This is a genomic window from Streptomyces sp. NPDC006529 (genome assembly GCF_040611795.1).
Lineage (GTDB): Bacteria > Actinomycetota > Actinomycetes > Streptomycetales > Streptomycetaceae > Streptomyces.
In genome coordinates this window covers 1-22,165 of the sequence record NZ_JBEXPB010000063.1, presented here as the reverse complement: position 1 = coordinate 22,165, position 22,165 = coordinate 1, and the positions used below count along the sequence as shown (strand labels likewise).

The 22,165-nt window shown below is 74.0% G+C and carries 20 protein-coding genes; 9 read left to right on the top strand and 11 right to left on the bottom strand.

All coding sequences use genetic code 11. From position 1 onward, the window contains the following. Positions 1–61: 61 nt before the first annotated feature. Together ABZY31_RS28730 and ABZY31_RS28725 are read right to left on the bottom strand one after the other, a co-directional pair. Positions 62–2,452: an excinuclease ABC subunit UvrA gene (locus ABZY31_RS28730; RefSeq protein ID WP_356415962.1), complete on the bottom strand. Its 2,391-nt coding sequence runs from the start codon at positions 2,450–2,452 to the stop codon at positions 62–64. A 183-nt stretch (positions 2,453–2,635) separates the two neighbouring features. Then, complete coding sequence (locus tag ABZY31_RS28725; RefSeq protein ID WP_356415959.1) at positions 2,636–3,052, bottom strand: VOC family protein; 417 nt, start codon at positions 3,050–3,052, stop codon at positions 2,636–2,638. 130 nt (positions 3,053–3,182) lie between these two features. Here ABZY31_RS28725 and ABZY31_RS28720 point away from each other — a divergent pair, with 130 nt between their 5' ends. After that, a complete protein-coding gene (locus tag ABZY31_RS28720; protein WP_356415956.1) occupies positions 3,183–3,551 on the top strand; it encodes a hypothetical protein in 369 nt (122 codons plus the stop codon). Here ABZY31_RS28720 and ABZY31_RS28715 read toward each other — a convergent pair. Then, positions 3,530–4,930 carry a solute carrier family 23 protein gene (locus ABZY31_RS28715; protein ID WP_356415954.1) on the bottom strand — a complete coding sequence of 467 codons (1,401 nt, stop codon included), beginning with the start codon at positions 4,928–4,930 and terminating at the stop codon, positions 3,530–3,532. The genes ABZY31_RS28720 and ABZY31_RS28715 overlap by 22 nt on opposite strands. Next, on the bottom strand, positions 4,927–6,048 hold the full coding sequence (locus tag ABZY31_RS28710) for an aryl-sulfate sulfotransferase (RefSeq protein WP_356415952.1): 1,122 nt from the start codon (positions 6,046–6,048) through the stop codon (positions 4,927–4,929). Before ABZY31_RS28710 ends, ABZY31_RS28715 begins: the two co-directional genes overlap by 4 nt. Positions 6,049–6,202: 154 nt before the next feature. Here ABZY31_RS28710 and ABZY31_RS28705 point away from each other — a divergent pair, with 154 nt between their 5' ends. Further along, positions 6,203–6,760 (top strand): XRE family transcriptional regulator, encoded by a 558-nt coding sequence (locus ABZY31_RS28705; RefSeq protein WP_356415949.1) that lies wholly within the window; start codon positions 6,203–6,205, stop codon positions 6,758–6,760. A 72-nt stretch (positions 6,761–6,832) separates the two neighbouring features. Here ABZY31_RS28705 and ABZY31_RS28700 read toward each other — a convergent pair whose 3' ends face one another. After that, positions 6,833–8,848: a peroxidase gene (locus ABZY31_RS28700; protein ID WP_356415947.1), complete on the bottom strand. Its 2,016-nt coding sequence runs from the start codon at positions 8,846–8,848 to the stop codon at positions 6,833–6,835. A gap of 188 nt (positions 8,849–9,036) precedes the next feature. Then, complete coding sequence (locus tag ABZY31_RS28695) at positions 9,037–10,605, bottom strand: oleate hydratase (protein WP_356415944.1); 1,569 nt, start codon at positions 10,603–10,605, stop codon at positions 9,037–9,039. Positions 10,606–11,083: 478 nt separating this feature from the next. Between ABZY31_RS28695 and ABZY31_RS28690 the strand changes: the two genes are divergently transcribed. Further along, complete coding sequence (locus tag ABZY31_RS28690; protein ID WP_356415941.1) at positions 11,084–12,943, top strand: M1 family aminopeptidase; 1,860 nt, start codon at positions 11,084–11,086, stop codon at positions 12,941–12,943. 25 nt (positions 12,944–12,968) lie between these two features. Here the strand turns inward: ABZY31_RS28690 and ABZY31_RS28685 are convergent, their stop codons facing one another. Next, entirely contained in the window at positions 12,969–13,532 is a 564-nt protein-coding gene (locus tag ABZY31_RS28685; protein WP_356415938.1) for an HPP family protein, read from the bottom strand. Between the two features lie 336 nt (positions 13,533–13,868). On the opposite strand from ABZY31_RS28685, the gene ABZY31_RS28680 reads away from it, so the two are divergent. From ABZY31_RS28680 to ABZY31_RS28660, 5 genes are all read left to right on the top strand, one after another. Further along, positions 13,869–14,393 carry a hypothetical protein gene (locus tag ABZY31_RS28680; RefSeq protein ID WP_356415935.1) on the top strand — a complete coding sequence of 175 codons (525 nt, stop codon included), beginning with the start codon at positions 13,869–13,871 and terminating at the stop codon, positions 14,391–14,393. 378 nt (positions 14,394–14,771) lie between these two features. Beyond that, the gene (locus tag ABZY31_RS28675; RefSeq protein WP_356415932.1) at positions 14,772–15,257 is read left to right on the top strand and encodes a hypothetical protein; all 486 of its coding nucleotides are present in this window, start codon (positions 14,772–14,774) and stop codon (positions 15,255–15,257) included. A gap of 83 nt (positions 15,258–15,340) precedes the next feature. Beyond that, positions 15,341–15,892: a hypothetical protein gene (locus ABZY31_RS28670; RefSeq protein WP_356415929.1), complete on the top strand. Its 552-nt coding sequence runs from the start codon at positions 15,341–15,343 to the stop codon at positions 15,890–15,892. Positions 15,893–15,906: 14 nt separating this feature from the next. After that, a complete protein-coding gene (locus tag ABZY31_RS28665) occupies positions 15,907–17,130 on the top strand; it encodes an MAB_1171c family putative transporter (protein ID WP_356415926.1) in 1,224 nt (407 codons plus the stop codon). Continuing rightward, complete coding sequence (locus tag ABZY31_RS28660) at positions 17,130–18,698, top strand: amidase family protein (RefSeq protein ID WP_356415923.1); 1,569 nt, start codon at positions 17,130–17,132, stop codon at positions 18,696–18,698. Before ABZY31_RS28665 ends, ABZY31_RS28660 begins: the two co-directional genes overlap by 1 nt. Before the next feature lie 149 nt (positions 18,699–18,847). Here the strand turns inward: ABZY31_RS28660 and ABZY31_RS28655 are convergent, their stop codons facing one another. From ABZY31_RS28655 to ABZY31_RS28640, 4 genes are all read right to left on the bottom strand, one after another. Next, complete coding sequence (locus ABZY31_RS28655) at positions 18,848–19,420, bottom strand: hypothetical protein (protein WP_356415920.1); 573 nt, start codon at positions 19,418–19,420, stop codon at positions 18,848–18,850. Between the two features lie 61 nt (positions 19,421–19,481). Next, positions 19,482–20,264 (bottom strand): TIGR04222 domain-containing membrane protein, encoded by a 783-nt coding sequence (locus ABZY31_RS28650; protein WP_356415917.1) that lies wholly within the window; start codon positions 20,262–20,264, stop codon positions 19,482–19,484. A gap of 52 nt (positions 20,265–20,316) precedes the next feature. Beyond that, positions 20,317–21,069, bottom strand: a complete 753-nt coding sequence (locus ABZY31_RS28645) for an SOS response-associated peptidase (protein WP_356415914.1) — start codon at positions 21,067–21,069, stop codon at positions 20,317–20,319. 81 nt (positions 21,070–21,150) lie between these two features. Then, a complete protein-coding gene (locus ABZY31_RS28640) occupies positions 21,151–21,477 on the bottom strand; it encodes a MerR family transcriptional regulator (RefSeq protein WP_356415911.1) in 327 nt (108 codons plus the stop codon). 181 nt (positions 21,478–21,658) lie between these two features. Between ABZY31_RS28640 and ABZY31_RS28635 the strand changes: the two genes are divergently transcribed. Continuing rightward, positions 21,659–22,033: a hypothetical protein gene (locus tag ABZY31_RS28635; protein WP_356415909.1), complete on the top strand. Its 375-nt coding sequence runs from the start codon at positions 21,659–21,661 to the stop codon at positions 22,031–22,033. Positions 22,034–22,165: the final 132 nt, after the last annotated feature.

Here is a 22,165-nt window from a genome sequence, read left to right as displayed (position 1 = left end):
TGCGCGGGCGGGCACGGCGGGGAGGGACGGGCACGGCGGCCGAGGCGCCTCCGGGGCCGGGTCAGCTGCCGACGTACGCCGCGAGGTGCTCGCCGGTGAGGGTGGTGCGCGCCGCGATCAGGTCGGCGGGGGTGCCCTCGAAGACGATGCGGCCGCCGTCGTGACCGGCGCCCGGGCCGAGGTCGATGATCCAGTCGGCGTGCGCCATGACGGCCTGGTGGTGCTCGACGACGATGACGGACTTGCCCGAGTCCACGAGCCGGTCGAGCAGGCCGAGCAGCTGCTCCACGTCGGCCAGGTGCAGGCCCGCGGTCGGCTCGTCGAGGACGTAGATCCCGCCCTTCTCCGCCATGTGGGTGGCCAGCTTGAGCCGCTGGCGCTCACCGCCGGACAGGGTGGTCAGCGGCTGCCCGAGGCTGAGGTAGCCGAGGCCCACGTCGGCGAGCCGGACCAGGACCGCGTGGGCGGCCGGGGTGCGCGCCTCGCCGCTGCCGAAGAACTCCTCGGCCTCGGTGACCGACAGCGCGAGCACCTCGCTGATGTCGCGGCCGCCGAGGCGGTATTCGAGGACCGAGGCGTCGAACCGCTTGCCCTCGCACTCCTCGCAGACACTGGCGACGCCGGCCATCATCGCGAGGTCGGTGTAGACGACCCCGGCGCCGTTGCAGCCGGGGCAGGCGCCCTCGGAGTTGGCGCTGAACAGCGCCGGCTTCACGCCGTTGGCCTTGGCGAACGCCTTGCGGATCGGGTCGAGCAGGCCCGTGTAGGTCGCCGGGTTGCTGCGGCGCGAGCCGCGGATGGCGCCCTGGTCGACGGAGACCACCCCCGCGCCGCGAGGGACGGAGCCGTGGACGAGCGAACTCTTGCCGGAGCCCGCCACGCCGGTGACCACGGTCAGCACCCCGAGCGGGATGTCGACGTCGACGTTCTGGAGGTTGTGGGTGTGTGCGCCGCGGATCTCCAGTGCGCCGGTGGGTTTGCGGACCGAGTCCTTGACGGCGGCCCGGTCGTCGAAGTGCCGCCCGGTGATGGTGTTCCCAGCGCGCAGGCCCTCGACGGTGCCCTCGAAGCAGACGGTGCCGCCCCCGGCGCCGGCGCCCGGGCCGAGGTCGACGACGTGGTCGGCGATCGCGATGGTCTCCGGCTTGTGCTCCACGACGAGCACGGTGTTGCCCTTGTCCCGCAGCCGCAGGAGCAGGTCGTTCATCCGCTGGATGTCGTGCGGGTGCAGGCCGGTGGTCGGCTCGTCGAAGACGTAGGTGACGTCGGTGAGCGGGGAGCCGAGGTGGCGGACCATCTTCACGCGCTGCGCCTCGCCGCCCGACAGCGTGCCCGACGGCCGGTCCAGCGAGAGGTAGCCCAGCCCGATCTCGGTGAACGAGTCGAGGGTCTGCCCCAGGGTGGCGAGCAGCGGCGCCACCGAGGGCTCGTCCAGGCCGCGGACCCATGCGGCCAGGTCGCTGATCTGCATCGCGCAGGCGTCGGCGATGCTGATCTTCTTGATCTTCGACGACCGGGCCTCCGCGCTGAGCCGGGTGCCCTCGCACTCGGGGCAGGTCGTGAAGGTGACCGCCCGGTCCACGAACTCCCGGATGTGCGGCTGCATCGCCTCCCGGTCCTTGGACAGCATCGACTTCTGGATCTTGGGGATCAGGCCTTCGTAGGTGAGGTTGACCCCCTCGACCTTGACCTTGGTGGGCTCCCGGTAGAGGAAGTCCTGCATCTCCTTCTTGGTGAACTTCGCGATGGGCTTGTTCGGGTCGAGGAGGCCCGACTCGGCGTAGACCCGCACGGTCCAGAAGCTGTCCGACTTCCAGCCGGGAATGGTGAACGCGCCCTCGGCCAGCGACTTGGAGTCGTCGTAGAGCTGGGTGAGGTCGATGTCGGAGACCGCGCCCCGGCCCTCGCAGCGCGTGCACATGCCGCCGGTGCGGTTGAAGGTCGCCTTCACCGTCTTCCTGGCGCCGCGCTCGACGGTGATCGCGCCGCTGGCCCGCACCGACGGGACGTTGAAGGCGAACGCGCCGGGCGGGCCGATGTGCGGCGTGCCGAGGCGGCTGAAGAGGATGCGCAGCATCGCGTTGGCGTCGGTGGCGGTGCCGACCGTGGAGCGCGGGTCGGCGCCCATCCGCTGCTGGTCGACGATGATCGCCGTGGTGAGCCCGTCGAGCACGTCGACGTCGGGGCGGGCCGTCGTCGTCATGAAGCCCTGCACGAAGGCGCTGTAGGTCTCGTTGATGAGCCGCTGCGATTCCGCGGCGATCGTGCCGAACACCAGGGAGCTCTTGCCCGAGCCGGAGACGCCGGTGAACACCGTCAGGCGGCGCTTGGGGATCTCGACACTGATGTCCTTGAGGTTGTTGACGCGCGCGCCGTGCACGCGGATCAGGTCGTGGCTGTCGGCGCCGTGCGGCGCAGGCGGCTGCGCGTCCGTCCTCGTGGCCTTGCTCATCGTCACTCCATGTCTGCGTCTGCTGCGTCGGCGCGGTCGCGGCACCGGTCCCTGTCCACTGTCTACCTGATCTGCTGCCGCTCCGGCCCGCCGTCCACCGGATCCGCGGTGGGGCGGGCGAAGGGCGCGCACCGGGCCGGCCGGGTGGCCGGCCGGGTGCGCGCCCGTCTCACGGACCGGGCGTCAGCGCCCGCGTGCCTGGCTGAAACGCAGCATGTTGCCGGACGGGTCGCGGAAGGCGCAGTCCCGGACGCCGTACGGCTGGTCGATCGGCTCCTGCAGCACTTCGCCGCCCGCGGAGCGGACGCGCTCGAACAGGGCGTCGCAGTCGTCGGTCCGGAAGATCACGCCGCGCAGCAGGCCCTTGGCGAGCAGTTCGGCCACCGCTTCCCGGTCGGCGGCGGAGGCGTTGGGGTCGGCGAGGGGCGGTTCGAGGACGATGTCCAGGTCGGGCTGCGACGGCGAGCCGACCGTCACCCAGCGCATCCCCTTGGCGCCGACGTCGCCCCGCACCTCCAGACCCAGCACGTCCCGGTAGAAGGCGATCGCCTTGTCGTGGTCGTCGACGGCGATGAAGACTTGCGAGAGGTTGATGTCCATGTGCTTCACGCTAGGCGCCCGGGGTGCGTTCCTGCTTCTCCATTCCTGACCGATCCTCCGCCGGCCCCGCCGGTACCCCGTGGCAGACTCGGCCGAGCACGCGCGGGCACGGCACGAAGGAGACGAGACGGTGGCAGCGGCGGACCCGGCCGACGACGGCGCGTCCTGGTACGCGGTGCGCTGCGTGTTCCTCTGGGACCGGACGGACCTGGACGAGCGGCCCGAGGGCGCGACGTACGAGGAACGCCTCACCTTGTGGCGGGCCACCTCCCTGGACGAGGCCGTCGCCCGGGCCGAGACCGAGGCCGTGGTCTACGCCGGGGAGAACGGCCACCGGTACCTGCGCCTCGCGCAGTGCTACCGCCTGGACGCCGACGCGGGGCCCGCGGACGGGGACGAGGTGTTCTCGCTGCTGCGGGACAGCCCGCTCGGCGCGGACGCCTACCTGGACCGGCACTTCGACACCGGCGGCGAGCATCAGGGCACCGGCGAGGGCTGAGCCGAGGGTGCGAGCGGCGGCGCGGCGCGCGGCGGGCGGTCTGCCGCGGCGGCGAGGGCGTGCAGCAGGACGGCGGCGAGGGTGCCCGCGACCACTCCGGAGCCGAGGACGGCACGGACCCAGCCCGGGAAGCCGCTGTAGAGGGCCGGCGCGACGAGCGGCAGCAGACCCACCGCCAGGGCGAGGGCAGCGGCCATCGAGCGGCTCCCGTCGCCGAGCTCGGCGCGCGCGAGCATCTGGACGCCCATCAGGGCGATGACCGCGTAGACGACGAGCGCGGAGCCGCCGACCACCGCCGGGGGCAGGCCCGCGACGGCGCGGGACAGCGGGGAGAGCAGGCCCATGACGACGAGCAGGCCCCCGGCCGCGGCGGTGACGAAACGGCTGCGGACGCCGGTCAGGCGGCCGATGCCGATGTTCTCGGAGCTGGTGACCATCAGGGACGTGCCGAGCACCCCGGCGAACAGCGAGGTCAGCGCGTCGGCCCGGGCGACCCGGGGGACGTCGCGGCCCGGGTCGGCGGGCCGGCCGACGGTCTCGCTGTTCAGGACGGTCTGACCGGTGATCTCCGCGAGGGTGGTCAGGCTGAACAGGAGCAGCGGCAGCGCCGCCGCGAGGTCGAACCGCGGCGTCCCGTACGGGAAGAGCTGCGGGAGGGCGTAACCGCCGCCCCCGGCCGGGCTGAAGGTGCCCAGGCCCGTGGTCACCGCGATCACGGTGGCGGCCGCCATGCCGATCAGGACCGCGCTCTGCCGCCAGACGCCGCGCAGCAGCAGGTACGCCGCCACGGTCAGCGCGACCGTGAGACCGGCCAGGACGACGGTCCGGGGCGCGGGGTGCCCGCCCGGCCCGGCGATGAGCTGGGCGGCGACGCGGACCATGGAGATCCCGATCAGCAGCACGGTGACGCCCATGACCAGCGGCGGGAAGAGCCGCACGATCCGGGCGTACAGCGGAACCACCGTGAGGAGCAGCGCGGCGGCCAGGAGCACCGATCCGGTGGCCACGGCCGGGCCGTGGTCCGCGGCCGTCTGGAGGAACAGCGCGGTCGCGGCGCCGCCGGGGAGCATCACGAACGGCAGCCGCGCCCCGAACTTCCACACGCCGAGGGACTGGAGCAGGGAGCCGGCTCCGGACAGGACGAGCACCGCGCTGAGCAGTGCGGCGGTTGCCGCGGGGGTCAGCCGCAGCGCGCCCGCGGTGAGGAAGACGGTGGAGACGGGTGCGGCGGCCATCGCGAGGACGTGCTGGACCGCGAGCGGGGCGAGGCGCCGCAGGGGGATCCGCTCGTCGGCGGGATCGGGGGCCGTGGCCGGGGACGCGGCGGGCGCGGGTACGGGCCGCGGGGCCACGGGCGGCGGCGTGGGCGGCGTACTCATGAGCCGGTCTCCAGCCAGGGTAGTTCCTCGGCCGCGTAGCGGTAGGCGCGGAACACCGCGTTCGGTTCGGCGGGGAAGAGGCCGCGGACCTCCGCCTCCTCGTAGCCGCCGAACTGCGGGACGACGTACTCCCACACCAGCACGCCCTCGGCGGTCACCTCGAAGAGGCGCCCGGCCGGGGAGTCGGTGACCAGCGTGTTCCCGTTCGGGAGCCGCTGCGCGGAGCCCATGAAGGGGGCGAAGAAGGATTCCTTGGCGGGGTCGTGGTACTCCCACACGATCTTCCCGGAGCCACGGTCGATCTCGATCACCCGGGAGTAGGGGACGTCGTGTCCCGGGCGGAACACCCCGTTGTCGAAGACCAGGAGGTTCCCGTTCGCCAGCTCGGTGGGGTGGTGCTGCTGGGACACGGTGCCCGGCTCGGTGCGCCAGAGGATCTCGCCGGTCTCCCGGCTGATGACCACGACGGCGGAGACGCTGCGCAGGCTGGCGAGGACGTTGCCGTCCGCGAGCGGGAGCACGGAGTTGATCAGCGGCCAGTGTTCGCGGGCGTAGTCGGGGTGCAGCGGGTAGGCCTCGCGGTCCAGGTGTTCGGCCGCGCGCCAGGACCACACCTCGGTCCCGTCGGCGTCGACCTCTTTGATCGTGTCGGCCCACACGGTGCCGTCCGCCTCGGAACCGGCCACTCCGCCCCGGACGGCGGCCGCCTGCGGCCCCGTCAGCGGTTCCAGCGCCGTGTAGAGGATCCCGCCGCCGTCCAGGTGGTGGGCGTCGTGGTGCTGGAGCGGGTCGCGGTGCTCGCGCAGCACCGTCCCGTCGGGGGCGTGCACGCCGAGCACGCCGCCCCGGTACTTGTGCCACATGGGGAACAGGGCTTCCTGGCCGGGCAGCACGCCGTTGTAGGCCAGCAGCCCGCCGGGCAGGATCCGCGCGTGGCGGCCGGGCCGGTACGGCAGCGTCCAGGTGTGGACGCTCTCGCCGCGCAGGTTCACCAGGTGCACCTCGCCGCCGCCGGTCAGCGGGGCGTAGAGGGTGTACCCCTCGAAGGCCGCGTCGGGATCGAGGGCGATGAGACCGGTGCCGCGGCGGCGGCGCTGGTTCTGGTCGACGGTGGGCACGACAGACTCCTCAAACTTTCTTTGACTTGCTGGAACAAGTTCGAAGGTAGAGGCGTCGTGTGTCGGCAGTGTGACGGGCGTGCGAAACGTGCTCCGGGTGGTGTGCGGAACCCCGTCCGGGCCCGCGTAGGGTGACCCGGGGGAGGACGCGATCATGACGGAAACACCCGCGGCGAGCCCGGGACTCGGCGGCGCCGTGCGCCGCCGGCGGCGGGCGCTCGACCTGACGCTGGCCGCCGTCGCGCGGCGCAGCGGCCTCTCGGCGCCCTTCCTCAGCCAGATCGAGAACGAGCGGGCCCGCCCGAGCATGCGCTCGCTCCAGCGCATCGCGGACGGCCTGGGGACCACCGCCGTCGAGCTGCTCGCCGCCGCCGACGCGGTGGACCGACGGGTCGACGTCGTCCGGGCCCGCGAGGACCCGGGGCTGGCCCCCGACGCCGGGGTCCGCCCCCTGGTCCGCGGCCGGCAGCAGATGCACGCCCTGGAGTTCACCGGCGCACAGCACGCCGACCGCGAATTCGAGCACCGTGGGGACGAGTTGATGTACGTCGCGGACGGCGCGGCGGAGGTCGAGGCCGAGGGGAGCACGTACCGGCTCGGCCGGGGGGACACGCTCTACCTCACCGGTGGGGTGCGCCACCGCTGGCGCGCGACGAGCCCGGACACCCGCGTGCTGCTGGTCTCCGTCTCGGACCGCTTCCCCGGCGACTGACCCGCCGGGACCGTGTCGTCGTACGGTCCCGGCGGCGCGGTGTCAGTGCGCTGCGGTCCCGGCGGCGCGGTGTCAGTGCGCCGTGGTCTCGGCGGCGGCCCGCCAGAGGGTCTTGTCGCCCTGGAGGACGACCGCGTCGCCCGAGGGGCGGACCAGCAGCCGGGCCCCGGGGTGGCCGGTGGTCCGCGAGGACCAGCTCACCGCCCCGGCGAGGGTACGGACGCTCAGCTCCCCGTCGGCGGAGAAGCGCGCTTCGGCGCCCGCCCCGGAGGTGCCCGCCTTCCACACGGCCCGGCCGTCGCGGTCCCGCAGGACCAGGTCGCCGTCGCTCTCCAGGCCCAGCCGGACCGCCCCCGCGTCCAGGACGTCGCCCGGGCGCAGCACGGTGCCGGGGTGGACCTCGATGGCGTTGTCGAGCCGGCCCTCGGCCAGGGCCCGCAGGGCCGGGAGGGAAGGGGTGAAGGCGTAGACCGTGCCCTCGGTCCGGACGTGCCGGCGGAAGGCGAGGGTGGTCGCACGGCTGCCGGTCCCGGACGCCGAGGGGGATTCGAAGGTCGCGGCGGAGCCGGCGCCGATGACCGGGTCCGCGCCGGGGAGCGGATGGCGGCCGGGCGGGAAGTCGGCGTTGTTGATCCAGCGCTTGGCGATGAACTCGAACTGCTCGACGAGGTCGGCCTGGTGGCTGATGAAGAGCAGCCCGCGCGCGGCGTCCCCGCCGGGGGCGGCCCGCGCGCCGGAGCCCTGCGCAACGCCGTGCCCGGCGGCGGGGTGGGGCGGTCCGAAGGGGATGCCGCGCCGGATGATGCGGCGGTTGTCCAGGTCGGCGGCGGGCAGCGGCGGCCGCCCGGGAGCGGGGGTGAGCCCGGCGCGGGGGTTGCTCTTGCGGATGTGCGAGAACAGCGGCGTGGTCCAGCCCTGCGGGTCGTCGTGGAAGTCGAGCGTGCCGTCGATGTCCTCGCCCGGCAGCGGGACGCGTTCGGCGGCGGGGCAGCTGGCGACCGGTGCGCCGCCGGGCCACCGGCCCACCAGCCGGGCGGCGAGCCAGGACGCGTCGGCGTCGGCGGGCGCCGCGCCGGACTTCTTCAGCTCGGCCAGGCACTCCCCCGCCTGCTCCCACCACCCGGGCACGTCCTGGGCGAGGCGCCGCACGACGTGGAACGAGCCCCCGGTGGCCCAGGCGGGCAGCGCGGCGGGGCGTCCGCCGACGCGCTCGTGGCCGACCAGGAACTCACCGGCCGGGATCAGGCGGGCGCCGGGCCTGCCCCGTACGGCCGCGGCGTTCGCGGGGTCGGCCGCGTCGAAGCCGCGGACGCCGGGCTGGCTGATCGCGTCGAGGAAGCCGAAGTGCTCGTGTCCGCGCAGGGCGCCGGGGAGGGTGGCGCCGTCCTGGCGGAAGAGGACCTCGGCTCCGGCGCCGTCCAGGTCGCGCCGGTGGCGCTCCACCGCCGCGGCCAGGCTCGCGGGGTCGTCGGCGGCGAGCGTGAGGACCGCGTGGACGTCCTCGCCGCCGGCCCCGAAGAGCCACCCTTCGGGGGCGCTGTCCCCGGTGTCCCCCAGCTGCTCGGCGCGGGCCGCGGCGCCGTCGCGGAAGGCCTCGGCGGTGCTGCCCGCCGGGACGGCGGGGAAGGGGTCCTTGTCCGCGAGGACGCCGAGGCCGGTGTGGGTGAGGCTCACGCCGGTCCACAGGACGGACATCGAGGGGTCCACGCCGTTGCGCAGGCGCCGCGCGGCGCTGAAGTCGCCGTTGAACCGGGTGACCTTGTCCGTCGTGGACAGTTCGGGCAGCAGCCTGCCGAGCCAGCCGCGGCCCTTCTCGGGCTCGTGGAAGTGCACGAGGAGCAGGCAGACGTGGTCCTTGCGGAAGCCCGCGAGCACGTCGCCCTGGGTGGTGGCGTCGGCCCGCAGGGGCAGGGCCTGCGCCGCGGCCCGGACGGCGGCCGGGGTGCCGGGCGCCGCCCCGGCCGTCACCGGGTGCGCGGCGGCGGCCGTGGCGGGGCAGGCGCCCACCGCGAGCACGGCCGCGGCGCCGGCTCCGGCCCGTACGACGGTGCGGCGGGTGGGGTGGAGCGGGGAGGGCGGGCTCTGCAAGGTGTCCTCCGGCTGGGAAGTGGGTGCACGGCGGGGCGACGCCGGGGAGGCGGGCCGGGGGCCGATGATCATCACCCTGGCCGATCGGAGGGGGACGCGCGAGGCGGGCACACCGATGGAGTGACGGGGCGCGACGGGGGCCGGGCCTCGGCCCCGCGCGCACCCGGAGCAACCCGCGCACCCCGCGCTCAGCGGCGGTGCATGGTGTGGAGCGCTTCCAGCAGCACCTTCGGGTCGTGCCCGCCCTTGTACACCGGCGGCGGGCGCCGGTCCAGGTGCAGCAGTTCCGCGACCGCGGTCCAGGCGGTGCGCACCGAGTACTCGACGGTGAAGACCACGTCGTCGGGGACCTCGGCGTACTGGCCGATGAAGGCCAGGTTGGTGGAGCCTTCCGGGACCACCCTCGGGCGGTCACCGGCCTTGCGGACCAGGAACTGGCTGGTGATGTAGGGCATCAGCGCGGGCCGCACGACCGACGATTCGAGGATCCGCCCGCTCTCCGCGAGGCGCAGGTGGCCGAGGACTTCGGTGAGGATCTCGCGCCCCGTGCACTGGGCCATCGTCTTGCCGACGTGGTCGCCCTCGCGGTCCGGGAAGAGGGCGTAGCCCCACCAGACGAAGGTGCCGTCCGGCTGCTCGTGGAAGTGCGGCTGGTGGTTGAGGACGATGGTCAGCAGCCAGCCGGAGTCCTTGAAGGTGATCAGGCCGCCCTTGCCGGCCTCGCTGCCGGAGAACTCCTCCATGGCCTTGAAGAAGGTGGGGTCCTGGGTGGTCACGGTGAAGGAGCCCCACGTCGAGTCGGTGACGCAGGAGTCGAAGACGGAGGGGTCGCCCAGGCCCGGGCGTTTGGCCGCGAGGGTCTGCCACAGCTGCCACGAGGCGTCCGGCGCGGAGGTGTCGAGTACGGCGGGGGTGTCGGTGGTGCCGAGGGTGGAGTTGGCGGTCATCGAGCCGTTGGTGACGAAGACGAGGTCCTCCGGCGCGAGGGGGATGCGTTCCGGCGCGCCGCCGGCCCGGCTGAGGAGGAGGGCGGTCGCGGTGATGCCGTCCCCGTCGGCCAGTTCGACGTCGGTGACCGTGGTGTCCAGGGTGAACCGGACCCCCTCGCTGCGCAGCCATGCCTGGAGCGGGCGCACGATCGAGTCGTACTGGTTGAAGCGGGTGCGGTAGATGCCCGACATCGTGTCGAAGGTCTTGAAGAGGTGCACGAACCGGTTGAGGTAGCGCCGGAACTCGATGGCCGAGTGCCACGGCTCGAAGGCGAAGGTCGTGCACCACATGTACCAGAAGTTGGTCGTGAAGAACTCCGGGGCGACGCAGTCCGAGATGCGCTTGCCGTCGAGGCGCGACTCGGGGGTGGCGACGCAGGTCACGAGGTCCAGGCGGTCGCGTTCGGAGAACCCCATGGAGCGGGTGTCCACCGGGCGCCCGGAAGCGTCGACCAGGCGGGCCTTGTCGTTCCACGCGAAGTCCTCGTGGAAGGCGAAGGTGTCGTCGGTGACCGAGGTGCCCGGCGCGTCGAGGGAGGGGATGGAGCGCAGCAGGTCGTAGGTGCAATCGAAGTGCAGCTCGAACATCCGCCCGCCGCGCATGGTGTATCCGGTCTCCGGGTCGCCCGCCGCGTCGAGGCTGCCGCCCGTACGGTCCTGGGCCTCCAGGACCGTGATGTCCTCCCCCGCGAACCCGCCCTCCCTGATCAGCAGCGCCGCCGCGGACAGGGAAGCGATGCCCGCACCCACCAGATAGGCCTTGGCCACGACGTGTCTCCGCTCGGCTCGGCCGCGGCGGCCCCGGTCGGCCGCGCGGTCACCCTGACAACCCACCAGCCCCCACGACCCCCCGCAACCCGGGTGCGCCATTGGATACGCGTCCCCGCGTGTCCGGGCCTCGGTCGAGGTGCCGGCGGCGTTCGTCCGGGACCACGGGCCGCGGCGGGGCCGCGTCCTGAGCGCGGGAGCGGGCAACGCCGGTACCGGGAAAGGGACTTCGCGCCGGGCTGCGGGGAGCGGCCGGGGGATATGCGGGGAACACCTTTACCTGCCGCTGATGGCATGTCCCGGTCACATCTGCCAGGCTTCCCGCTGCATCCCTGACCCAGGGGGACGCGCCACACCTCTCACCCCAGCGATCGCGCGAGCGATGCGCGCAGCCCGCGGCTGCCCACCGGCCCACCCAAGCCGGCCCGGGCGGCCACCGAGCAGGCCGTCAACCCGGCCGTCTCAAAAGGAGTTCCGCGTGAGAACGACCCCCCACAAGACCCTCGCGGCCACGGCCCTCGCCGTCGCGGCGCTCACCGCCGCCACGCTCTCCGGCGTACCGGCGGCCGCCGCCCCGCGCACGGCCCCCGCGGCCGCCGCCTGCACCCCGTCCCAGGCCGTCGCCAACGGCGACTTCGAGAGCGGCACCTCGCCCTGGACCCAGTCTCAGACCGGCATCATCACCAACCGGACCGGTGAAAACGCCCACGGCGGCACCCGGTTCGCCTGGCTCGACGGCGTCGGCAGCACGCACACCGACACGCTCTCCCAGAGCGTGACGATCCCGTCCGGCTGCTCCACCGCCACCCTGACCTTCTGGCTGCACATCGACACGGCAGAGACGACCACGTCCACGAAGTACGACAAGCTGACGGCGAAGATCGGCAGCACCACGCTGGCGACGTACTCGAACCTCGACAAGAACACCGGCTACGTGCAGAAGTCGCTGGACGTGTCGGCGTTCGCGGGCCAGACCGTGAGCCTCGCCTTCACCGGCACCGAGGACTCCAGCCTCCAGACCAGCTTCGTCGTCGACGACGTCGCCCTGAACACCTCCGGCGGCACGACCCCGCCCGGGGACTCCACCCGTACGCCCTCCGCGCCGTCCTACACCGTCAACCTCACCAGCAACACGAGCGGCACCGGCTGGACCGGGCACGAGAGCGCGACCTTCACCAACGCCTCGGCCACCGCGCTCGGCGAGGTGTACCTGAGGCTGTGGGACAACTACCACGGCACCTGCTCCGCCATGCCGATCTCGGTCACCAACGTCACCGGCGGCACCGCGGGCGCCCTCTCGGTCGGCTGCACGGCCCTGCAGATCACCCTGCCGACGCCGCTGGCCCAGGGCCAGAGCGCCACCATCGGCTTCGACCTCGGCATCACCGTCCCCAGCGGCGCCGACCGGTTCGGCTACGACGGCGCGTTCAGCATGGTCGGCAACGCGCTGCCGGTGCTCGCGGTCAAGGACGGCGCGGGCTGGCACCTGGACCCGTACACCAACAACGGCGAGTCCTTCTACGCGCTGGCCTCCGACTTCCGCGTGACCCTCGACCACCCGAGCGGCCTGCTCGTACCGGCCACCGGCGCCTCCGTCGACACGCCCGGAACCAGCGGCCGGACCGTCACCACGGCCACCGCCACCAAGGTCCGCGAGTTCGCCTGGGCGGCCGGCCCGTTCAGCAAGATCTCGGGCACCTCGGCGGCCGGTACCCCGGTCAACGTCTACTCCGTCTCGGGCATCACCTCCTCCGACGCGCAGTCGATGCTCACCACGGCCAAGTCCGCCGTCGACGCCCACTCCGCCCGCTTCGGCGCCTACCCCTACGGCGAACTGGACGCCGTGATCGACAACAACTACTGGTTCGGCGGCATGGAGTACCCCGGCTTCGTCCTCGACCTGGTCAGCACCACCGCGCTGACCCACGAGATCGCCCACCAGTGGTGGTACGGCATCGTCGGCGACGACGAGTACACCAGCCCCTGGCTCGACGAGTCCTTCACCGACTACGCGACCGACCTGGCGCAGAACAAGACCGGCGCGAGCTGCTGGAACAGCGTCTCGTGGTCCGGTACGGCCGAGAAGATCACCAACTCGATGGCCTACTGGGACGCCCACTCGTCCCGCTACTCCACCGTCGTCTACGGCTACGGCAAGTGCGCCCTGCACGACCTGCGCCGCGTCCTGGGCGACGCGGTCATGGCCAAGCTGCTCAAGGACTACGCCGCGTCGCACTGGTACGGCGTCTCCACCACGGCCGAGTTCAAGGCGGCCGCCCAGGCCGTCACGACCACGGACCTGACCTCCTTCTGGACGCAGCACCGCATCGAAGGCTGACCCCTCCGCGCCGCGCGTGCCCCGCCTACCACCAGTAGGCGGGGTACCTCGGCGCTTTCGGCCGCACCCGTGAAGCGGCGTACCCCGCGCCCACCAGGAGCAGCGTCGCCCTCAGCAGCAGGGGCACGAAACGGGAGGGCTCGGGGGTCTGGAGCACGACGATGACCGAGGTGGCGACGGCCGGCGAGTGCGGGGTCCGGGCCAGCATCAGCACCGCGAGCGTGATCCCGGCCGCCACGGCCGCCGCCCAGCCGCTGCTGCCGGCCGCGGCGAGCACGCCGTAGCCCGTCACCGCCCCCAGGAAGTGGCCCACGACCACCCCTCGCGGCTGGGCCAGGGGCAGGGTGGGGACGCTGTGCACGAGGGCGGCGCTGGCGGCCAGCGGCGGTATCAGCACCGGTTCGTGGATCATCGCGCCGATGGCGACCAGGCCGAGCAGGACGGCGGTCGCGGCACTGATGGTGTGGAGCGCCGCGAGCGGCCCGGGCCGCGCCGGGGGCGCCGGCCGCACCGGGTGGACATAGAGGTGCGGGTGCGGGTGCTGCTGGGCGTGCGGGTGGGGCACGGTGGCGGGGGCGTCGGCACGCATCTGAAACGATCTCCGGGAAACGACGGCCGGCATGCCGGGAAGGGCGGGCGCAGGATGGAAACGGTCTGTGCCGCGCGAGGCGAGCCCTGTGATCGACAGCTGCTGTGACCTGGCACGATCCCCGGTCGGGGCGCGCGCCATCCGCCCACGACTCTAACCGGCGGGCGTCACGGAGCGGCGCGGAGGGTGTATGACTGCCTCGGACCCCGTTTCCGACCCACCGGGAGACAGACCGCCATGGCGATGCCGACGCCGCCGCCGACACCCCCTTCGACGCCGCGTCCCGCGGGGCCGCCGACACCGAGCCCCGCGCCCCCGCCGGGTGGCGGCGCGCGCGTGCTGGCCGATCTGGAAGCGGTGCTCGCGGCAGCGGATCCGGAGACGGCCGGAGTGCTGTGGCGGCTGGCCGAAAACCCCCGCGGCCTGGACGCCAACCTCGTCCGGCTCCGGCCCGGCGCCGTCATCGCGGACCACACCGACCCGGTCCTCGACGTCCTGCTGATCGTCCTGGAGGGCGGCGGCGTCCTCGACACGCCGGACGGCCGCAGCGCGGTGGGCGCCCGGTCGGTGCTGTGGCTCCCCCGGCACGCGCGGCGCTCCCTCGGCGCGGGGCCGGCGGGGATGCTCTACGTCACCGCGCACGTGCGGCGCCCCGGCCTCGCCATCACCGCCGCGCCGGGCACGGCGGGAACGGGCGGCGCGGACAGCTCGGACAGCGCGGCCGGCACGGTCAGCACGGCCGGGGACGAAGGCGGAGAAGCGCCCTGTCTGCTGGATCTGGTCTGCGAGGACTGCGGCCGCGTCGCCGCCGAACGCGGCGCCCTGTACTGCTCGCGCTGCGGCGCACGCCTGCCGCACTGATCCGGCGCACCCCACAACGCCCGCTCGCGGACGGTCATTTCCCGTCCTTCGCGGGGTCGGATGGAGATATCCGCTCCGGCCCGACTAAGCTGGTCGCGAGAGCCCGGATACCGCACCCCCGTCGGTATCCGGGCTCTCGTCGTGCCCGGCCCCGGGAACCGGCGGCCGAACCGCTCCGGCGGGTGCCCGTCCGGCCTCCCACCGCCGCGCCGACGGACCGCCGAACGCGCCGCCGCAGGCCGCAGCGGGCCGCCAACGCGTCACTTTCGGACACCTGTTGGCTTGATCCCTCACGCCGCGCCGCCTGAAGCGGATCAGGGCTTCCGCTCTCCACGGCTTCAACTATAGTTTAGGCCGGTCGAGAGGAAGCAGCGCACCGTGGACCCAGCAGACGAGAGTCCGGACACCGGAACCTCGCAGCGGTCCCCCGCACCCGTTCCGGGTCCGGGGGCGCCGTTCAGCGACCGCCTGAACTACCTCTTCGACCGCGTACGTCCCCCCGGTGCGAAGGAGTTCAGCAACGCCCACGTGGCCCGGACCATCTCGGCGTACGGCAAGGAGAGCTGTACCGGTGCCTACGTCGGCATGCTGCGCAAGGGCGAACGGACGCCGACGATCACCCTCGTCCCGCTCTTCGCCCGGTTCTTCGGGGTGGAAGCGGGCTACTTCGTCGAGGACGAGGTCACCCGGAAGGTCACCGACCAGTTCGAGCTCCTGCGCAAGCTCAGCGAAGCGGGCGTGAAGGAGATCGCGCTGCGGTCGATCGGCCTCTCCGCGAAGAGCCTGGGCAAGGTCCTGGAAGCGATCGAGGTCGTACGGGAGCAGGAGGGCCTGCCCCCGCCCGGCGCGAAGGACCGGCCGTGACCGGAGCCCGTACCCGACCGACGCGTGGCGCGATCCGCACCCGCATCCCCGCCCGCCCGCCGACGACACCGAGAGGAAGCCGCATGTGGCGACGCCGTCGTGACCGCCGACCCGACCTCGGAGCCCCGGGCGCCGTCGAGGTCGAGCGCCGCAGCCGGGCGTTCCTCGACGGGCTGCGGCTGCCGCCCGTCGACAGCGTGCTGGACCTGGTGCCCTTCATGGAGGAGCGGCTGGACCGCTCGATCCGGCTCATGCCCTTCACCCCGGACGCCGCCGACCCGGACGCCCTCGACGCCTCCGCCCCGTGCGGGCTCTGGCTCGCCACCGAGTCCACGGACTACGTCTTCTACGACACCGGCATCAGCAAGCCGCACGCCGAGATCATCGTCGCCCACGAGTTCGCGCACATGCTCAGACAGCACCGCGGCAAGGCGTCGTTCTCCACCGGCACCCTGGGCGGCCTGATCACCGACATCGACCCGGGCACGGTCCAGCTGGTGCTCGGCCGGACCCGCTACGACAACCCGGAAGAGTTCGAGGCCGAGATGCTCGGCTCGCTGCTGCAGGAGCACGTGAGCACGCCCCGCCGCGGCCCCGTGGACACCGACCCCATCACCCGTACGCTGCTGCGCTGACCGGATACGAGCCCGTGAAAGACATACTGCACCCTTCGTGCCTGCTGATCGCCGGGGCGGGATTCCTCTTCCTCCTGCGCGACCTCGGCAAGAGCCGCCGCGATCCCGCGCTGGTCGCCCTGGCGTTCACCTACGGCTTCTCCGCCCTCAGCTACGCCATCTCGCTCACCTGGGTGTGGGTGCGCATCGACAGCACGCTGGGCGTCACCAACATCGCCGTACCGCTCGCCCAGAGCTGCGTGGTCCTGGTCTTCGCGCTCCAGGCCACGGTCCTGGCGCACTGGTCGAAGCCGCTCGCGGAGGCCCGGCGCCGCGGCCGCCTGCTGCTCACGGCGGCCGCCGCCGTGATCCTCGCCATGGGTGTCCTGTTCGTCTTCCTGACGCCCGCGACGCAGCGCCCCACCGACTTCTCGCTCTACTACGCCCACGACCCGTTCTTCCAGGCGTACCTGACCCTCTACATCGCGACCTACACCGTCGCCGAGGTCTACCTCGCCCGGTCCTGCTGGAAGTACGCGCGCACCGCCTCCCGGCCGTCGATCGCCCGCGGTCTGCGGCTGATCAGCGTCGGGGCCGTCATCACCCTGGGGTACAGCGCCATCCGGATCGGGGCCGTCCTCGGCGCCGTCTTCGGCTTCAGCGTGCGCGGTCTGGACCCGTACGCCTGGCTGTGCGGTGACATCGGCGCCGCCCTCACCCAGGTCGGTTACTTCCTGCCCACGCTGGCCACCCGGAGCCGGGCGGTGCGCGCCTGGTGCACGGCGCACCTGCGCTACCGGCGGCTGCGTCCACTGTGGGCCGCCATGGACCGGGCGGACCCGGGCATCGCCCTGCGCCGCCCGGCCCGCCAGCGCGACGACCTGCTGCGCGGCCGCAGCGCCGAATTCCCGCTGCTGCGGCGGCGGGTGGAGATCCGCGGCGGCCAGACGCTGCTGCGCCGCTACCTGGACCCGGCCGTCCGGACCGCGTCGCAGACCCGGCGCGGCGCGGAAGGACTGACCGGCGCCGAGCTGGCCGCGGCCGTCACCGCCGACCAGATACGCGCGGCGCTCGCCCGGCACCGCGCGGGCGAGCCGGTCGACGCCCCGGCCGACTACGCGGACGCCGAACTCCCCCTCACCACCCCGGAAGACGAACTGCTGCACCTGGAGCGCGTCGCCTCCTACTTCACCCCGCCGCGACCGGACGCCCCCTACCCCGCCTCACCGCACAGCGCCCCGTCAGGAGCCCGCACGTGATGTTCCGCCGCACCCTGCTCATCGCCTCGGCGGTCGTCGCCGCGGCGACCGCGATGACCTCGTCGGCCGACGCCCGCGCGCGCACCGCCGCCGCGCCCCGGCGCACCCCGCTGCACCGGGCCCCCGCCCACGAGCAGCTCGCCGCGCTGCGCCGGGGCGAGGTCACCAGCCGCGCGCTGCTCCAGGAGTACCTGGACCACCACGCCAAGGTGAACCCCGAGCTCACCGCGGTGGTCACGATCGACGCCGACGCCGCACGCGCCGCCGCCGACCGGGCCGACCGGCACCTCGCGCGGACCGGCAAGACCCTCGGCGCCCTGCACGGCCTGCCCATGACGGTCAAGGACGCCCTGGAGACGGCGGGCCTGCGCACCACGTGCGGATCGCCCGACCTCGCCGACCACGTGCCCGCCCGGGACGCCGACGCGGTGGCGCTCCTGCGCGCCGCCGGGGCCGTCGTCTACGGCAAGACCAACGTGCCCGTCCTGTGCCAGGACATCCAGACCTCCAACCCCCTCTTCGGTACGACGAGGAACCCCTTCGCCTCCGACCGCACGGCGGGCGGCTCCTCCGGCGGCCCGGCCGCGGCCGTCGCCGCGGGGCTGAGCGCGCTCGACGTCGGTTCGGACCTGGCCGGCTCGCTGCGCCTGCCCGCCGCCTACTGCGGGGTCTACGCGCTGCGCACCTCCCGCGGCGCGAGCCCGGTGGTGCCGACCCGCGGCCACATCCCGCGCCCCCCGGACTGGGCCACCAGCAGCGACATGCTCACGCTGGGCCCGGTCGCCCGTACGCCCGAGGACCTCGACCTGCTGCTGGACGTGCTCGCCGCACCGGCCCCGGCCGACGGCGCCGCCTGGAAGATCGACCTCCCCGCGCCGTCGAAGACCCGGCTCGGCCAGTACCGCGTCGGCATCTGGGCCGATGACGCGTACTGCCGGGTGGACGCCGACACCCGCGCGCTGCTCGGCCGGGTGGCGGACCTGGTCCGCGCCTCCGGCGCCCGGGTGGACGACACGGCACGGCCGGTGGACTTCGCCGCGAGCGACCGGCTGTTCCAGCGGCTGCTGTACGCGACCTCCGCCGCCAGTGCGACGGACGAGGCCTACGCCGCCGAGGTCGAGGCCGCGCAGCAGATCCCGGCCGGTGATCCGGCGGGCCTGTTCCTGCACGCGCGGACCATGCGGCACCGGGAGTGGTGCGTGGCCGACGAGGCCCGCCAGCAGCTGCGGGGCGCGTGGGCCGAGTACTTCACCCGGCACGACGTCCTGATCACCCCGGCCGCCCCGACGGCCGCGGTCCCCGACCAGAGCGCGGTGCCCGTGCCCCAGCGGTCCATCACGGTGGACGGCGTGAAGCGGCCGTACTTCGACCAGACGAGCTGGGTCAACCTCGCCGGACCGGTGGGACTGCCCGCCCTCGTCCTGCCCGCGGGCACCACCGCGGCCGGACTGCCCCTGGCGGTCCAGGTCATCGGCCCCTACCTGGCGGACCGGACCGTGATCGCGGTGGCGAAGCTGCTCGCGCGGCTGCTGCCCGCACCGCCCCGGCCCCCGGCGCTCAGCGCCTGACGGGGCCCCCAGAACCGGGGCCGTCTCGCCTGACACGGGGGTGCAGACGGGACGGCCCCGCACCACGAAGAGGGCCCCGGTGCGTACCGGGGCCCTCTTCGCCGCGTACGACGCCCGCGCGGGCGGCCCGCACCGGCGCCGGCCGGGCCTCAGCCGGGCGACATGCCCCGCTCGACGTCGACGGCGTGCCTCATGCGGTACTCGGTCGGGGCCACGACGGCCCGCGGGCACGCCCGGCACAGCGCCTCCACCAGCGGCCGGACGGCGGCCGTGGTCAGGTGCGGTGCCCGGTAGGTGCCGTGGACCCTCGTCCCCAGCTCCAGCAGCAGCTCAATCTCGTCGCTCTCGGTCCGCTCGTCGTCCTCGCCCGGCTCCACCAGGACCCGGCTGACGAGCCCGACCTGCACCGGGCGCAGCGCGGTGAGCGCGTCGAGCGGGTACGTGCGGGTGCGGCCGTACCGCTGCGTCAGGACCAGCCGTCCGCCTCCTCCCGGCTCCGCCCGCACCTCGACGACCGACCGCCACACCCGCAGCCAGCGCCTCCCGGCCGTCGCGGCCAGGGCGAGGACCCAGAGCCCGAGCAGCAGGCCCAGCCCAGGGAGGAGGAAGGCACACGCGGCGGCGAGCGGGAGCAGCACGCCGATGGTGACGGCACCGGGCTCCCGGAGCAGGGGCCGCGTGGCCATCCGCCACCGGTACGTCCTGTTTCCCGTCTCGTCCATGCCCCCCAGGATCGGCGCCCGCCCGACGGAACACCATCCCCCTGGGGGCCGGGTGGTCGGCTCAGCCGCCGCAGGACGCGAAGGCCTCGCCGGAGCCGCCGCCCCGGTCCATGGGTTCCCTCGGCGGCCGGGTCAGCAGGCCGCTCTCCTCGGTGAAGCGGGGCAGTTGCGCGCGCAGTGCCGGGGCGCCGAACAGCGCGACGCCGAGCAGGACCCGCTCCGGCTGCCGCGCGGACGCCGACCGGACTCCGGCGTGTTCCCGGCGCAACCGGGCCAGGAGCCGGGTGCCCTTGCCGGTCCGCCGGGGCAGCGCGCCCAGCACCAGGGCGGCGCCGTCCGCGAGGAGGGCGAGGACGAGCCACCGCCCGCTCATCCCGCCGCCGATCGCCCCGACGGGCGCCGCGGCGAAGACCGGCAGCAGGACGGCGCGTACCGCGACCACCCGCCGGCGCGACAGTCTGAGCCCGGCCCGCTCCAGCTCGGCCGACTCCCGCTCGGCGGCCTCCCGCACCCGCTCGACGCGCTGGAGGAGGCGCGGGTGCGTGCGGCCGAAGAGCACGGTGTACTGCGCCCGGGCGAGGGCGGAGCCACCCCGGGGCGCCCGGCTGTCGACGCGCTGGATCCTGCGGCCCCAGGCCGCCTCCACCGCGCCGGCCAGGTGGAGCTCCACCAGGGCCGTCCGCGCGGCCGCGCGCACTCCCCCGCTCAGCAGGGCGATCCCGACCGGCGACAGCGGCCGGTCGAGGGCCGGGCCGCGCGGGGTCCGCACGCCGGGCAGCCTCATCAGGGCGGCGGCGAGCACCAGCGACCAGGCGGCCCACACGGACGCTTCGGCGATCGTCATGCGCGTCCGACTCCCCTACCGCTGGGCCGACTTGGGGTCGTGCGTGCCGAGACTACTTGGGGGCGCCCCCGTCCGTCCCCGGGGGCGGGTCCAGGAGGTGGGGGCCGTTGTTGCGGACACTGTTGACCTCGGTCGACACCGCCCGCACCGCGAGCCTCCCGTCGGCCGGGGTGTGCAGCAGGGAGCGCAGTTCGCCGGTGCCGTGCCGGGTGGGGTCGAGCCAGGCCCGGTAGTCGTCCGGGTGCAGGGCCAGCGGCATGCGGGGGTGGACGCGGCCCGCCTCGTCGGTGGCCTCGGTGGTGATGATGGTGCAGGTGGTGAGCCAGGCGGCCGGATCGTCGGCGTCCCGGGTCACCGGATCGCGCCAGAACGCGTACAGCCCCGCCATGGCCATCGGCGCACCGTCCTCGGGTGCGATGAAGTACGGCTGCTTGTACGCCTTGGCCCGGCCGCTCGCGGGGACGGACCGCCACTCGTAGAACCCGTCGGCGGGCAGCAGGCACCGGCGCTTCGCGAACGCCGTGCGGTACGCCGGCTTCTCGTGCACGCTCTCCATCCGCGCGTTGATCATCCGGGAGCCGATGCCGGGGTCCTTCGCCCACGAGGGCACCAGCCCCCAGCGCATCGCCCGCAGCCGGCGCTCCACCTCACCGCTGTCCCGGTCCGCGTGGGCGAGGACGGCCCACACCGGATCGGTGGGCGCCACGTTCCAGCTCGGGGCGAGCGTCTCACCGGGGTCCCAGCGCGCTTCGAAGAGCCCGGCGAGGTCGGCCGGGGCACGGGTCGAGGCATAACGGCCACACATGGCGTCCACTCTGCCACCCCACCACCCCCGGCCGCCCGCCCGACGCCCGCGCGTCGGCGCCCCCGGGCCCGTCGCCGCGTCCTAGGATCCACCGCCCCCGGCGGCCCGCCGGTATTCGGCGTTGATGCGCTGGGCCTCTTCCAGCTGGTCCTCGAGGATGATGATGCGGCAGGCGGCGTCGACGGCCATGCCGCCGTCCACGAGTTCCCGGGCACGGGCAGCGATGCGCAGCTGGTAGCGCGAGTAGCGGCGGTGTCCGCCCTCGGAACGCAGCGGCGTGATGAGGCGGGCCTCGCCGATCGCGCGGAGGAAGTTCGGCGTGGTGCCGAGCATCTCCGCGGCCCTACCCATGGTGTAGGCGGGGTAGTCGTCGTCGTCGAGACGGCCGACTGGGTTCTCTGCTGTCACTTTCACCTCGTGTGAGTACCGCGGATGACGCGTCGAAGGGCCCTCGCGCCGTCCGGCACCCGGGCCCCGAGGGAAATTGAACACCATCTGTCCGGCTCCGCCGCCGTCGGCTCTCACTATCCGGGCTCCGGTGGCAGCCAGGGGGTGGGCCGGGCCGGTCCCCCGGCTAGAATCCGGGTTCATGTCGAACCCTGACGAACTGCTCGTTGCCATCGCCGCCAAGGTCGAGTCGGAGCAAAGCAATCAGATGTCACTGACCGTGGTCGCCGGTGGCGCCGTGATCACCGGTCGGCTCGCTCCCGAGGCCGTCTGGCGGCAGCGCGTGGTCGAGGTCCTCGCCGACTCCGACCGCCTCGGCCCCTTCGCCGGCCTCTTCGGCCCGTCCCGCGCGGAGCGGGGGCCGGACCCGGCGGGGTCACCGACCCACCTCCACTTCCACGTCGCGCGGATCCTCCAGGGCAGCACCGGGATCCCCGAGACGGGCGGGATGTACCGGGTCGCCCTCGCCGACGTGAGCGCCTGGACCGTGGGCGACTTCAACTACTCCGACCACTGAGCCCGTCAACCCGAAACGGGGGCCCCGGCGGCTTTCGCCGCCCGCGCGCCCCCCCCCCCCGCCGGCCCCCACCAGGGGGTGGGGCGGGAACCCGCCGCGCCCCCCGCGCGCGGGGGCCGCCGCCCGGGGCGC

What these genes read in the sequence shown, in the direction of transcription:
- ABZY31_RS28730 (WP_356415962.1), bottom strand. Translation starts at nt 2,452, where the DNA reads ATGAGCAAGGCCACGAGGACGGACGCGCAGCCGCCTGCGCCGCACGGC.
- ABZY31_RS28725 (WP_356415959.1), bottom strand. Translation starts at nt 3,052, where the DNA reads ATGGACATCAACCTCTCGCAAGTCTTCATCGCCGTCGACGACCACGAC.
- ABZY31_RS28715 (WP_356415954.1), bottom strand. Translation starts at nt 4,930, where the DNA reads ATGAGTACGCCGCCCACGCCGCCGCCCGTGGCCCCGCGGCCCGTACCC.
- ABZY31_RS28705 (WP_356415949.1), top strand. Translation starts at nt 6,203, where the DNA reads ATGACGGAAACACCCGCGGCGAGCCCGGGACTCGGCGGCGCCGTGCGC.
- ABZY31_RS28685 (WP_356415938.1), bottom strand. Translation starts at nt 13,532, where the DNA reads ATGCGTGCCGACGCCCCCGCCACCGTGCCCCACCCGCACGCCCAGCAG.
- ABZY31_RS28670 (WP_356415929.1), top strand. Translation starts at nt 15,341, where the DNA reads ATGTGGCGACGCCGTCGTGACCGCCGACCCGACCTCGGAGCCCCGGGC.
- ABZY31_RS28660 (WP_356415923.1), top strand. Translation starts at nt 17,130, where the DNA reads ATGTTCCGCCGCACCCTGCTCATCGCCTCGGCGGTCGTCGCCGCGGCG.
- ABZY31_RS28655 (WP_356415920.1), bottom strand. Translation starts at nt 19,420, where the DNA reads ATGGACGAGACGGGAAACAGGACGTACCGGTGGCGGATGGCCACGCGG.
- ABZY31_RS28650 (WP_356415917.1), bottom strand. Translation starts at nt 20,264, where the DNA reads ATGACGATCGCCGAAGCGTCCGTGTGGGCCGCCTGGTCGCTGGTGCTC.
- ABZY31_RS28645 (WP_356415914.1), bottom strand. Translation starts at nt 21,069, where the DNA reads ATGTGTGGCCGTTATGCCTCGACCCGTGCCCCGGCCGACCTCGCCGGG.
- ABZY31_RS28635 (WP_356415909.1), top strand. Translation starts at nt 21,659, where the DNA reads ATGTCGAACCCTGACGAACTGCTCGTTGCCATCGCCGCCAAGGTCGAG.